At 55.0% G+C, this 13,259-nt stretch carries 11 protein-coding genes; 7 read left to right on the forward strand and 4 right to left on the reverse strand.

Annotated elements, in window-relative coordinates:
• Positions 1–8: 8 nt before the first annotated feature.
• From HX805_RS12140 to HX805_RS12150, 3 genes are all read right to left on the reverse strand, one after another.
• Positions 9–1,235 carry a lactonase family protein gene (locus HX805_RS12140; RefSeq protein WP_235364489.1) on the reverse strand — a complete coding sequence of 409 codons (1,227 nt, stop codon included), beginning with the start codon at positions 1,233–1,235 and terminating at the stop codon, positions 9–11.
• Between the two features lie 79 nt (positions 1,236–1,314).
• Entirely contained in the window at positions 1,315–2,463 is a 1,149-nt protein-coding gene (gene prpF / locus HX805_RS12145) for a 2-methylaconitate cis-trans isomerase PrpF (protein ID WP_137205930.1), read from the reverse strand.
• A gap of 31 nt (positions 2,464–2,494) precedes the next feature.
• Positions 2,495–5,101, reverse strand: a complete 2,607-nt coding sequence (locus tag HX805_RS12150) for an aconitate hydratase (protein ID WP_047541011.1) — start codon at positions 5,099–5,101, stop codon at positions 2,495–2,497.
• 348 nt (positions 5,102–5,449) lie between these two features.
• On the opposite strand from HX805_RS12150, the gene HX805_RS12155 reads away from it, so the two are divergent.
• From HX805_RS12155 to HX805_RS32235, 4 genes are all read left to right on the forward strand, one after another.
• Positions 5,450–6,766, forward strand: coding sequence for a CitMHS family transporter (locus HX805_RS12155; RefSeq protein ID WP_047541579.1), 1,317 nt, complete (start codon positions 5,450–5,452; stop codon positions 6,764–6,766).
• Positions 6,767–6,880: 114 nt separating this feature from the next.
• Positions 6,881–7,768 carry a GntR family transcriptional regulator gene (locus tag HX805_RS12160; RefSeq protein WP_047541010.1) on the forward strand — a complete coding sequence of 296 codons (888 nt, stop codon included), beginning with the start codon at positions 6,881–6,883 and terminating at the stop codon, positions 7,766–7,768.
• A 318-nt stretch (positions 7,769–8,086) separates the two neighbouring features.
• Positions 8,087–8,278: a hypothetical protein gene (locus HX805_RS32230; protein WP_197999055.1), complete on the forward strand. Its 192-nt coding sequence runs from the start codon at positions 8,087–8,089 to the stop codon at positions 8,276–8,278.
• A 368-nt stretch (positions 8,279–8,646) separates the two neighbouring features.
• Entirely contained in the window at positions 8,647–9,186 is a 540-nt protein-coding gene (locus HX805_RS32235; RefSeq protein WP_197999054.1) for an MFS transporter, read from the forward strand.
• 389 nt (positions 9,187–9,575) lie between these two features.
• On the opposite strand, the gene HX805_RS12170 is transcribed toward HX805_RS32235, so the two are convergent.
• Positions 9,576–10,034: a helix-turn-helix domain-containing protein gene (locus HX805_RS12170; RefSeq protein WP_047541009.1), complete on the reverse strand. Its 459-nt coding sequence runs from the start codon at positions 10,032–10,034 to the stop codon at positions 9,576–9,578.
• Between the two features lie 96 nt (positions 10,035–10,130).
• Between HX805_RS12170 and HX805_RS12175 the strand changes: the two genes are divergently transcribed.
• The 3 genes from HX805_RS12175 to HX805_RS12185 all read left to right on the forward strand — a co-directional run bounded on the left by HX805_RS12175 (position 10,131) and on the right by HX805_RS12185 (position 13,027).
• On the forward strand, positions 10,131–11,084 hold the full coding sequence (locus tag HX805_RS12175; protein ID WP_047541008.1) for an aromatic alcohol reductase: 954 nt from the start codon (positions 10,131–10,133) through the stop codon (positions 11,082–11,084).
• Between the two features lie 259 nt (positions 11,085–11,343).
• On the forward strand, positions 11,344–12,135 hold the full coding sequence (locus tag HX805_RS12180; protein ID WP_197999053.1) for an alpha/beta hydrolase: 792 nt from the start codon (positions 11,344–11,346) through the stop codon (positions 12,133–12,135).
• Between the two features lie 661 nt (positions 12,136–12,796).
• Positions 12,797–13,027, forward strand: a complete 231-nt coding sequence (locus HX805_RS12185) for an alpha/beta hydrolase (protein ID WP_371317075.1) — start codon at positions 12,797–12,799, stop codon at positions 13,025–13,027.
• The last annotated feature ends 232 nt before the right edge of the window (positions 13,028–13,259 follow it).

The following is a 13,259-nucleotide window of genomic DNA, read 5'->3' on the forward strand; positions in this document are numbered from 1 at the left end:
CCGGTTAATCAGACAGTTTTGAAGATCATGCACACCGGGCTGCCGGTCTTGATCACCTGACCGTTCGAGGTAAGCACCCCGGAAGCCTGATCAACATCAAAGCCGACAATGGTGTCTGTCTCTTCGTTGGCGACAAACAGACGCGTGCCATCCGGAGTCAGGTTCATGAAGCGAGGCTTACGCCCTTGAGACGAAGTGTGAGCCTTGGCAGCAAATGCCCCACTCTCTTCCAGCGCGAAAGTCGTCACACTGTCATGGCCCCGATTCGACACGTAGAGGTATTTTCCAGACGGAGCCATCACGATGGCCGCTGCACGGCTGTTGCCTGTGAAGTTCGACGGCAGAGTGGAGACAATTTCCTGAGGCTTTAGCGAGCCTTGCTCAGGATCGTAGGCGTACCCGGTGACACTGCTGTCGAGTTCGTTTACGACGTAAGCGTTCTTCCCTACCGGCGTAAATACCACGTGACGCGGGCCCGAGCCTTCGCGGGCTTTGACCATGCTGACCAGGGTGGCGCCATATTTCGCGTTGTTCTGCTGCACCCGGTAGACGAAGACGCCATCCAATCCTTTGTCGGGAATGACCAAGAATCGTCCGGACGGATCGAAAGGAATCATGTGTGGATGAGAACTGCTTTGCTCCACTTTATGCGGCCCAGGCTCGCCAGGCAGCGACTCCAGATGAGCCAGTGCGCCGAGGCTACCATCATCCTGAATCGGGAAGATCGCAAAACCGCCAGTGGCGTAGTTCGCAACAGCCAGGAACTTACCGGAAGGATCGACGCTGAGATGCACGGGGTTCTTGCCTTGGGTGCCAACTGTATTGAGCTTGGTCAGCTCACCGCTCTTCGCATCAATGGCGAACGAGCTCACCTCGCTGAGATCACCATGTACGCAGTAAAGATGAGTCTGCGAGTGGTCGAAGGTCAGAAACGATGGATTCACCAGATCATTGAGCGTCTGAACCAACGTGCACGCACCCGTTTCAGGCGCATAACGGTATACAGTAATGCCTACGCCACGGGCATTGCGCTCTTTGGTTGTGCGTGATCCAACATAAGCAAACCGAGGGGTATGCGACCGTTTGTTATTGGTCATCTTGCTTTCATCACGGGTAGCAGCAGCGTGTGCCGGGAGGGTGAAGCCACCAGCCAAGACACCGCCTGCCGCGAGCGCAGAAAGCTGAATGAATTGACGGCGGAGCATCGAGTGACGCGGGAATTCGGATGAACTCATGGTGTGGTTCTCTGTTGTTTTTATTATTGATCAGGGTTGTGCTCATGCCGGACGGAAGCCGACATGAGCACGGGCTGGATCAGAGGACTTCAGGAATCCGTACCCAGCCCTCCATCAGCCGGCGAGCACTGCGGCTCATCACAGCCTTGTCCACACTCCAGGCACCGTCCTCCAGCACAGTTTTTGCGCCTACTGCCACGCTGCCAGCGGTATGCCCCATACGAACTTGACGATCCCCGATGTCACCCGCGATACGATTCACCAGCGTGCCGTCGAGAGCTGCCGCGACGGCGACAGCGACTGCACCAGTACCCGTAATCGCATGGTGAAGTTTGCCCATCGACAAGATCCGGGCGATCACATCGATATCACCAGGCTCAACGAGCTTGCCGCCTGCAGCCTGATAGGCCTGAGGCTTGGCCACGAAGCACAGCTTCGGCGTGTGCGGACGCAGACGAGTTGCCTCTTCGGCGGTGGCGGCCAGTCCCATGGCAACGGTGCAGTGGGCACGGATGGTTTCGCAGCGTGCCAGCAGCTCAGCATCGCCATTGACCTGATCCTGAGTTTCGGTGCCCTTCAGGCCCACTCGGCCAGCTTCAACGAAGATGGTAGGGTTACCAGCGTTCAACAACGTGACGGGCATATTGCCAATGCCTGGAATATCCAGTTCGTCGATGGCGTTACCCGTCGGCAGGATGCTGCCCCCCGAGCCACCTGGTTTAAGAAACTCCAGCACGACTTCAGCAGCGGGGAACGCCACACCGTCGAGCACGAAATCACCCTCTTCCTGAACCTCACCGTTGCGCATATGCACATGCGCAATGATGCGTTTCTGGATATTGGCCTGCCATATACGGACGACGGCGATGCCATCGCGAGGCGCATCTACCAGTCCTTCAGAGATGGCGTATGGGCCGACAGCCGAGCTCAGGTTGCCGCAGTTGCCCGACCAGTCGATCACTGGCGTCTCAATGGCCGGAGCCCCGAACAGGTAATCAACGTCACAATCTTCGCGATTGGATTTACCGATGATCACCACCTTGCTGGTGCTGGAGGTCGCACCACCCATCCCGTCGATCTGCTTGCCGTACACATCCGGGCTGCCGATCACGCGGAGCAGGATGGCATCTCGCTCTTGGCCTGCAGGCGGCAGATCCTTGTCGAGAAAGAACACACCCTTGCTGGAGCCGCCACGCATGTAAACGGCTGGAATACGTCTTTGAGTCATTTGATATCTCCTGCGACAAATCAGCGGCACATCAGTTAGCGGATGCGTTCTTCATGCTTTCGATCAGCAACTGCGGCAACAGACCACCACTGCGGAAGTAACGAACGTCCTCGAAGGTATCCAGACGACTCACTACAGTGACGCGCTCGGTTTCGCCGTTTTCGCGCTCGATCACCAGAGTGACCTTGGCGCCTGGCTGGAAGTCATCGGTGATGCCTTCCACGCTGAACGTTTCGCGGCCATTCAGACCCAGGCTTTGGCGCGAGACACCCTGCTCGAACTGCAGCGGAAGAATGCCGAGACCCGCCAGGTTGGTGCGGTGGATACGCTCGAAGCTCTCAGCTACTACCACGCGCACACCCAACAGGCGTGGGCCTTTAGCCGCCCAGTCACGAGACGAACCGCTGCCATACTCTTTGCCGGCGACAACGATCAGGGTCTGCTTACGATCGGCGTAGATCTCGGCAGCCTGGAAGATGGTGGTGACCTCTTTCTCAGGCAGCAGCAGCGTCCATGGGCCTTCACGACCGTCTTCGAGCAGCTCGTTCTTGAGGCGCGGGCTTGCGAAGGTGGCGCGCTGCGCAGCCTCGTGGTTGCCGCGACGTGTGCCGTAGGAGTTGAAGTCAGGCACCGCGATACCGTGCGATTGCAGGTAATGGCCCGCATCGCTTTCCGGCAGGATCGCACCCGATGGAGAAATATGGTCGGTGGTGATGTTGTCCGAAAGCATCGCGAGGACGCGCATGTTGCTCAAGTCTTTGCTGATGTCAGTGGCCGTCACCGCATCGCTCCAGTAGGGAGGTTTGCGAATGTAGGTACTTTTCTCTTGCCATGCGTACTGGTCGCTGACACCGGCGCGCAGGTCGCTGGCAATCAGGCCGGCTTCGCGAGGGACGTCTTCATACGCCTTGTCGAACAGGTCGGCGGTGAGGTTTTCAGCCTCGATTGACGTCAGTTCCTCGTCGCTTGGCCACAGCTCGTGCAGGTAGACAGGCACACCGTTGTCATCCACGCCCAGCGCGTCTTTTTCCGGGTCGATCAGGTAGGTACCGGCGATAGCGTAAGCAACGATCAGCGGCGGCGACATGATGAAGACTTCGCGAGCCAGTGGGTGAACACGGCCTTCAAAGTTACGGTTACCGGATGTCGCAGCCACGGTTTCCAGCTTGCGAGTGCGGATCTCCTCTTCGATCTCAGGGCTCAGCAGTGGGCCCGACATACCGTTACAAGTTGTGCACCCGTAGCCAACCAGGTTGAAGCCCAGTGCATCCAGATCCTTGTTCAGACCCGAACGTTCCAGGTAATCAGCAACCACCATCGAACCTGGCGCAAACGAAGATTTTACCCATGGAGCGCGCTTCAGACCACGCTTACGGGCGTTGCGTGCTACCAGACCAGCGGCGATCACACCACGCGGGTTGGAGGTGTTGGTGCAACTGGTGATTGCAGCCAACACGACCGAACCATTGTCCAGGCCAGTTGGTAGATTGGTTGCCGGTGCCTTCTGACCCAGCACGATACGCTGGTGAGGCTGTTTCGGGCCGGCGATGGAACGCGCCACGGTGCCGAGATCCAGGGTTACAACGCGGTTGTATTCAACCTCGCCAAGGCTGTCATGCCACAGGCCTTGAGCACGAGCATAGGCTTCAGTCAGCCCCGAGATCTGACCGCCACGACCGGTCATGCGCAGGTAGTGCAGCGTACGGTCGTCAATTGCGAACATCGCTGCCGTTGCGCCGAACTCAGGCGCCATGTTGGACAGAGTGCCACGGTCAGCGAGGGACAGTTGAGGAACGCCTGGGCCGAAGAACTCCAGGAACGCGCCAATTACGCCCGCTTTACGCAGAAGCTCGGTCAGAGCCAAGGCGATATCCGTTGCCAGGTAGCCCTGAGGCAGGGTGCCTTCCAGACGCACACCGACAATTTCAGGCAGACGAAGCATCAGGGATTTACCCAGCATCGCTGCTTCAGCCTCGATACCACCGACACCCCAACCCAGCACGCCGATGGCATTGATCATGGTGGTGTGGCTGTCAGTGCCGACTAAGGTATCCGGGAATGCCCACAGCTCGCCGTCACGGCGCTGGGTACCGACCACAGTGGTCAGGCGCTCAAGGTTGATCTGGTGAAGGATGCCTTTGCCCGAAGGAATGATCGACAGATTGCTGAATGCCTTGTTGCACCAGTCGAGGAACTGGAAACGCTCGGCGTTGCGCTCACGCTCAGTGGCTTCGTTATCGGCCAGCGCGTTGGCATCGCCCCAACGCTCTACGTTGAGCGAGTGATCCACTACCAGGTGGGTCGGTGTAACAGGGTTAACCAGCCTTGGGTTGCCGCCTTGAGCAGCGACGGCATCACGCAGACCCGCGAGGTCGACCAGCGCCGGCGTACCGAGCAGATCCTGCAGAACGACGCGAGCTGGACGGAAAGGAATGTCGAATTCTTTAGAGCGGGCGCAGATGACTTTGAGCGCGGCTTCAGGGTCAGCCTCTCCACGCAAAACGTTCTCGGCAAGGATTCGCAAGCTGTAGGGCAGCTTCGCGTAATCACCACCCAGGTCGGTCACGACCCCCCGGATGTCGCTGACACGGTACTCGATTCCGTTGGCGGAAACGATTTGACCCTTTGACTTAGGCATTGACTATTCCTCACAAACAACACGGGTAACGTTCTTGTGGGACGCATATTGCACTTTGTGATGATATAGGTCAATGTTGACTCATCCGATTCATCTCGTTTGAGTGTCGGACGTACCCAACTAACGATTTCTACTGCGCATGCTCGCTCCTTCGACGTATCGTCCAGTCAGGTACGGTAGAAAAAATAAAGATAAGAAAAATCGAGGCCCGCCATGAACAAGCTCTTTTGCCCCCGTTCCCCCACCACTCCCATTTGGATCGAGCCGGTCTCGACCTGAGACCTATTGCGCTATCCATGCCATATGGCCGACCAGAGCCACATAGATCTGAAAAATGGGAGTTCGACCGTGCTAACAGTCCTTGGCTTTTCAATGGTTATCTGTTTCATGTACTTGATCATGACGAAGCGCCTTTCTGCGCTCATCGCGTTGATCTTGATACCTATCGTTTTCGCGCTGATCGGAGGCCATTACGTAGGCCTCGGTGCCATGATGCTCGACGGCGTCAAAACACTTGCTCCAACCGGCGTGATGCTGACCTTCTCGATTCTCTACTTCGGCATAATGATCGACGCTGGGCTGTTCGACGGGCTCGTCCGCTTCATCTTGAAAGTGGTGAAAGGCGACCCTCTCAAGGTCTCGGTAGGCACTGCGGTGCTGACGATGCTGGTGTCGCTGGATGGTGACAGCTCGACTACCTACATGATTGCCTGCGCTGCATTCCTGCCGCTGTATCAGCGACTGGGGATGAGCGTGCTGGGCATGACATGCCTGGTGAACATTGCCAGCGGGATCATGAATATCTCGCCGTGGGGTGGGCCAACTGCTCGCGCAGCAGCAGCGCTGCATGTGGATGCAATGGAGATTTTCCTGCCCATGATTCCTGGCATGCTGCTAGGTTGCGCCTGCCTCATCTTTACTGCCGTAGTCATTGGGCGCAAAGAGCGTGCGCGCATTGGCATTCTTGATATGGACGGTCTTCATCACGGCCCTGTGTCGCTGGGCAATGGATCAGCAGAGCAATGTGATGAAAATCGTCGTCCGAAAATGTTTTGGCCGAATTTGATCTTGACGCTAGGCCTCATCACTTGCCTGATCATTGGCGCAATGCCTATCCAGATCCTGTTCATGGTCGGCTTCGCCATTGCCATCATGCTCAACTACCCGAACATTGAACAGCAAAAAGCACGTATTGCCGCTCATGCGACGAATGTGTTGGCAGTAACAGCAGTCATTTTTGCTGCGGGCATTTTCACGGGGATCCTTTCCGGAACCGGCATGGTGGACTCAATGGCGAAAAGCTTGCTGCATGTCATCCCACCAAGCTTCGGCCCGTTCCTGGCTGTCTTCACCGCCCTCGTTAGCATGCCGTTCACATTCTTCATGTCGAACGACGCGTTTTATTTCGGAATTCTTCCGGTGATCGCCCAGACCGCTGCTCAGTACGGCATTACCCCGTTGGAAATCGCCCGCGCCTCCGTCGTTGGCCAGCCAGTCCACCTCCTCAGTCCACTGGTGCCCTCGCTGTATTTGCTGGTTGCTCTTGCAAAAGTCGACCTAGGCGACCATCAGCGCTTCGCGTTGAAGTGGGCTATTCTCGCGAGTTTAGCGTTGTTGGTTGGAGGGCTGTTGTTCGGTGCATTCCCGTTGTATCAAGTTCGTTAACGATCTAAGCGCCTATAAACCAAGGTAGAGATCTGAAGGGGGTCTCTGCCGCTTTGGAAAATGACGCGCTAGAATGGCAACCTTTCGATTCAAATCTTTGTGGTTTTCGATCCAATGCCCCTAAGCCCGCTGCAAGCACGCATTGCGCGTGACATCGTTTCTTACGTACGTCGTGAACGCTTCGCCGTTGGTCATCATCTGGTCGAATCCCAATTGGCCGCAACCCTTAACGTGTCGCGTACCCCGGTCAAATTCGCCATGGGGCATTTGGTCGAAAAGGGCATGCTGACCTATGACCGCAACAGGGGATTTTTCCTAGCCCGGGGCAGCGACGACTTGGGCGACCTCGTCTCTGAAGTCATGGAGAAAACTGACGATCCGCTGTATCTGAAATTCGCGGAGCTTCGCCTCAGCCGACAGCTTCCCGAGTTGTTTACTGAAATCGAGTTCATGCGTCAATTCGACGTTTCGCGAGCTGCTTTACGCGCCGTGCTTCTGCGCATTCAACAGGAAGGCTGGATAGAACAACGCACGGGTCAGGGATGGCGGTTAATGCCGATGATCGACTCTATCGAAGCCTACGAAGAAAGCTATTCCTTTCGAGCCACGATTGAGCCTTCCGGGATCCTTTCGCCAACATTCCAGATTGACCGCGAGACACTGGCCGCCTGTCGCAAGCAGCAAGAGTTCATTGCTAATGGAGGCTACCTGACCATGACGGCTCAGGAGCTGTTCGAGGCCAATTCGCAGTTCCACGAGGTCTTGGCAGCCAGCTCGGGCAATCGTTTCCTACAGCAAACTGTGCGGCGGCTCGACCAATTACGACGGCTGGTCGAATATCGCCAGGCAAGCTCCCGTAACCCGCGCAAAGGGCAGGCCGAAGAGCACCTGGCAATCATTGAGTGTTTGGAAAGAGGAGACCGATTAGCTGCTGCTGATCAGATGCGCCGCCATCTAGAACAAGCCAGACGACATAAGGTAGACCCCGCTCTCTTCGAGTAAAACTAAGCGACTCCCTCCTGAATCATCACACGGTCTTATTGATCGTGCGCGTCATCCTGACTGACCTTCCGCAAACCGGCGCCTCCAAAAGTCAGCCGTCGGCAGCATGCATTTTCAACAAAAGACATATTGATTTTTATCAACACAAAGTGCACTTTGATTTTTCGAAAGAAATCGAGCCTACATGCTGTCCACCTGAACACTCATGCCAGGAACTCGATTACGCGCACACCGCACAATGAGAATAATGGTGATCACACGTCATACCGTCGAGGCTGGATAGCCGTCTTCCTTTTCACACTGGCCATGATCAACTACATGGACCGCATCGCGCTTTCCATCGCCGCCAAACCTAGTGCCGAGGGGTTTCACCATATGTCGGTGGAAATGGGTTATCTGTTCTCATCCTTCATCTGGAGCTATGCACTGTTCCTGATTCCGGTCGGGTTATTGATCGATAAGTACGGCTTTGAACGCGTCGGCGGGCTGGGTATTTTCATTGGTCAATAGCTACCGCGCTCACGGGTGCCACCTCCAGCTTCGCAAGTCTTCTCACGGCACGGCTCGTTATGGGCGCTGGCGAATCAGTTAGCAACCCTGTCGGTACCAAAGCCATTCGCGAGTGGATTCCAAGCACCGAGCGCGGAACCATCACCGCATCTTCAACAACGACTGTTACGCATGCCCAGCCATCTGTTCAGTCGTTCTGGCTACCCTGGTCGCCGCATTCGGCTGGCGCATATCGTTCGTGATCGCCGGCGCTGTGGGAATCTTCTGGCTGGTCGCGTGGTATTTCTTTTACGGCAAACCTGAGGGGCGTCAGATGGCTTGCCGACGTCGAGCGTGAGCATATCGTTGCAACCCGTACAAACAGCACAATGGGCAACGCTCACACCTTGGCATATGGGCTCAAAAAAGATCCTCAAGACCCCTACCTTGTGGGGCTTGGCGATAGCACAAGGCTGCAACATATACACGCAGTACCTGTTCCTGACCTGGTTACTAAGCTATCTGCAAGAAGTGCGACAACTGACTATCGCTGGAGCGGTCTCTTCACTGCCATCCCTTATGCAGCCGCCGTGGTGCTCTGCATGGTTATTGGGAAATTGAGTGACCAGTATCTGAAGAATGGCGGCGGTGCCACCTCAGGCAAACGCCGTAACGTCATCGCCCTGACCATGATAATTGCGAGCTGCATTCTGCTGATCCCGTTCGTAAACAACATCGCACTTCTTGTGCTGATTTTCTCCCTCACCCTGGCAGGCATTGCTTCGACCAAGTCTCTGAATTTCTCGCTGCTCAACGATATGCTGCCGAGCTCTGGAGAATTAGGTCGTGCCATGGCATTCGTAGTAGTAGGTGGTAATGTATTTGGCATGTTGGCGCCCGTTGTCACGGGCTACGTCGGTACTGCCTGAGGCAGCCACAACTGGGCGTTTGGCATTGCCGACATACTCCTCCTAACTGGGGCGGCCGTGATCTTGAACATGACCCGAAAACCGATCATCCATGTTGAGCTGTCAGCCATTGGACAAGTAATTGTCCGGTCCACTTAAACCTATCTTTCTCGGGTATGCCAAACTAGGAGGCGATAGCGAAACGGACGTTGTAGACCACTGCAGAGGTGCTGCGCGGATGAATGACCAGCTAAATGACTCGCTTTAAACACCGCTCCTGATGTGTTGCTTAGATGGCGCTCATGAGGAATAGCCGCTGGCGTCGCCGTGACATTGAGTTAGCTGTAAGGTGCTGAGGGTTGCGGCTCGCTGGAACTGAATCACGTAAGTTGCCAAGCAATGAATCAGATTCACTCAGACGCTTGGGAATCTAATGGTGTCGATGCAGGTATTTGCCAGGAGGGCTTCTTGTTATCCTGGCTGTCGAAAATACGTCGCGCCTTACGGAAATCCTCAACGTTCTCGACAACCCAAGTCCAAATAGGAGACATTCGGGTCAACAATCCCATGCCTAGCGGCGTAAGCTCATATTCGACACGTGGCGGAATTTCACCAAACTCCCGTCGAACTACCAAACCGTCACGCTCCATAGAGCGTAGCGTCTTCGTCAGCATTCGCTGAGTCACACCGCTCATCTGCCTTTTTATCTCGGCATGGCGCATTGCGCCGTACACCCCAAGCGCATGCAGAATACCCAATGACCAGCGGCTGCCTGCGTGAGCAAGCACTTCCCGCCTGACTCCATCATCTTCTTCTCTAAGCGTACGGCAGACCTTTTCCGCCTGACTGAGAGCCTCTTGGTCGATCATTTCTTTCTCTGGTATCACGAGTGTGCCTTCTTACGTGCGTTGCTTAATCGTGCAAGCATTTGCCCATCTTACAAGCAACAGGTCTCAGGAGAAATCATGACCGAAACGGCCCAGCTATCCCCCCAATCCATTCTTGTACTAGGCGCCGGCGAGCTTGGTCGACCGGTTTTACGCAATCTTGCGCGAGTCGCAAAGCGTGCGCCCGGTTCCAGAATCAGCGTGCTGCTCAGGGATTCAACCATCAACTCTCAAGTGCCCGAGAAAAAGGCCGAGATCGATGAGCTTCGTGGCTTAGGCATCCACATGGTCGCCGCAGATCTCGTGAATGACTCGATCGATCAGTTGGCTGAAGTATTCGCCCGTTTCGATACCGTCATCGGCTGCGCAGGCATGGTTGCAGGTAGAGAAACTCCGATGAAGCTGGCTACCGCTGCCATCAAATCGGGAGTGAAGCGCTACTTCCCGTGGCAGTTTGGTGTTGACTTCGAGGTGATCGGTCGAGGCAGCCCTCAGGATCTGTTCGATGCTCAACTTGATGTTCGCGAGCTGCTTCGTGCCCAGAACAAAACTGAATGGGTAATCATCTCGACGGGTATGTTCACCAGTTTTATGTTCGAGCCTGTGTTCGAGGTCGTCGACTTCGAAAACGATACCGTAAACGCGCTGGGCAGTCTTGAGACCAGCGTCACACTCACGACCCCAGAAGACATCGGTGCGTTGACCGCGGAAATCGTTTTCTTCGAACCTCGCTTCCGCAATCAGATTGTGTACCTCTCAGGAGATACCGTAACGTACGCAGAGGTTGCGAGCCTGCTCGAACGTGTACTGGGCCGACCGTTCAAAACTAACGTCTGGACTGTTCCGTACTTGCTACATGAGCTGGACAAAGACCCAACTCATCACATCAAGAAGTACCGTGCCGTATTTGCCCAAGGCAGAGGTGTGGCGTGGCCCAAGGCAGGTACGTTCAACGCGCAGCAATCAATTCAAGTCACGACCGCTGAGCAGTGGGCCAAGGCAAATCTGCGAGCCTTACAAGCGAAGGATTAGTAGCGAACAGTAGTTGCCGAGCTTGGAGTCAACCTGATAAAAGCTATTAAGTCTAGAAATGGGCGCTGACCGCGTCGCGCAGTGATAGCGAGTTATTGTGTAAATGCCGAGAGAAAATACGACAACAGCTCATCGGATATCGGCATCGGGGGCACGCATCATAGCGCTCCCCCAGCTGCCACTCAGCGATCAAATCGATCATCTGTCAGGAGTCGTCTACTCCCAAATCACAGATGTTCGGTCGGTACGCAAGCTCGAGATGTCCTTGCTGATTCCACGAAACGACAAGCCCAAGCCTGCAATAATCTTTTTCCCTGGCGGCGGCTTCATTTCCAGCCATCACGATAGATTTATTGAGCTTCGATACGCTCTAGCCCAGAGAGGATTTGTAGTTGCCGCCGCGCAATATCGTGTTCTGCCAGAGCGCTACCCGGCACCGGTCGAGGACTGCAAGACCGCCGTCAGGTATCTACGCGCTCACGCGAAAGACTTCGGAATCGATGCCGATCGAATAGGTGTTATTGGCAATTCCGCTGGTGGTTATCTTGTCCAAATGCTCGGCCTAACCAACGACGAATCTAAATTCGATAAAGGCCCCTATCTGGAACATTCGTCGGCTGTGCAGGCGGTTGCCAGTTTATATGGCATTTCCTCTTTGCTAGATGTCAACGGCCATGCCTCAGAGCTCGATCATGCCCCACTCGCATCTGCAGCGTTGCCTGAAGCGCTGCTTTTACACGGTCTAACGATTGGTGATCGTGTTGGAAAAAGCATTCACGATGATCCGCAACTGGTTATCTCGTGCAGCCCAATAGGCTATCTCGACGGGAAAAAACCTCCATTTCTGATCATGCATGGTACTGCAGACAAACTCTTGTCCCCGATGCAGTCGGAACGGCTTTATACCGAATTAGTCGCACGTGGAAATAGCGCCGATTATTACCTTGTCGAAGGTGCAGGTCATGGAGATATCTACTGGTTTCAACCTTCAATAATCGACATCGTTGCTGACTGGTTTCAAAGGGTGTTGAGTGAGCAGTCACACGTTTAAGTTCCAGCGTGGCATCGCTATGCGATTCTAATCGCAAAGTTTCCTCTATTCATCTGACGCTACTACCCTAATGTCAGCGACCTGAGTCTTTGCTCGACAACACTGTCAAAATGCCTTGATAACAGTTCACAGCGATCTGCGGACAGACCCTCACAGCATGCTATTCCCATTACGAATCCTTGGGCTTTAGCGCCACTTTTAACGGCGAGAATCATCGATCCTGCAAGTTCTATCTCATAGAGGATTCTGTCGGCCTGCCGCCTTATTGGCTCCGGCAAATCGTTTGTTTCTTCTCTCATGACCCTCTCCGCCATCACTTATTACTGGTCAATGACAACGAGGCTCCACTGCCCCCAAGGGCATTGACCAAAGGCTGCCCTAAGCGTTCACTGGCTCTGTTCTGTGAGCCCCTCGTCCACATCGGTTGGGCACTAGACCCAGACATCAGCGTTTTCTTTGATTTGCTGCTCAGTTGGTAGAGCGGTCTAGTCTGACGTTTGACTTCTATCTGAGGGCACAGCCATGGCTGGGAATCGATGCCCGGAGGGCTATTCGGATTTTTCCGCGATGTCAGGAGCCCCTTAGCTTCCTCTACCTCTAATGCAGACTAATAAGCTCTACGCCGGAGGGGGGCTGACCTAGCCGATCTCAGCTCTGGCCGCTGTTTGGCAAATTTGAAGGACTACCGCCAAACTTACTGCAGATTGGTACTTGCGATCTCTTCCTTTCTGATGCCGCGCGCCTACATCGTGTGTTGCGCCGGGCAGCGGTACCGGTAGAGTTTTACCTTGGGGAAGGCATGCCACATGGCGGATTCACGGGGGGGGGGGCAAGGCAGCGGATGAAGAACTACTGCAAGAGGTCCAAATCTTCGTCAAGGCATGTTGGTTAAGCCGAAGCTGACCGAATCGACATTGTTTTGGTGCTGATTAAGATAGGTAAGCGCCGAGTAATGACAATGTGCAATCTATCAGCAGCAAGCCCAAAGCTAGCCTACGGGCCGCACACAGAACGTGTTGAAAAAGCTCCTGGCGAGAGCTTCACGGCAGTCAAACGAAGTCCGAGGGTGATGGCTGAGTGATCCATTAGTTATCGGTTTCCGCGCAGTCCCTATGATGAGGGTA

Origin of the sequence: Pseudomonas sp. G5001 (genome assembly GCF_013385475.1) — a bacterium.
In the GTDB taxonomy this organism is placed as follows: Bacteria; Pseudomonadota; Gammaproteobacteria; order Pseudomonadales; family Pseudomonadaceae; genus Aquipseudomonas.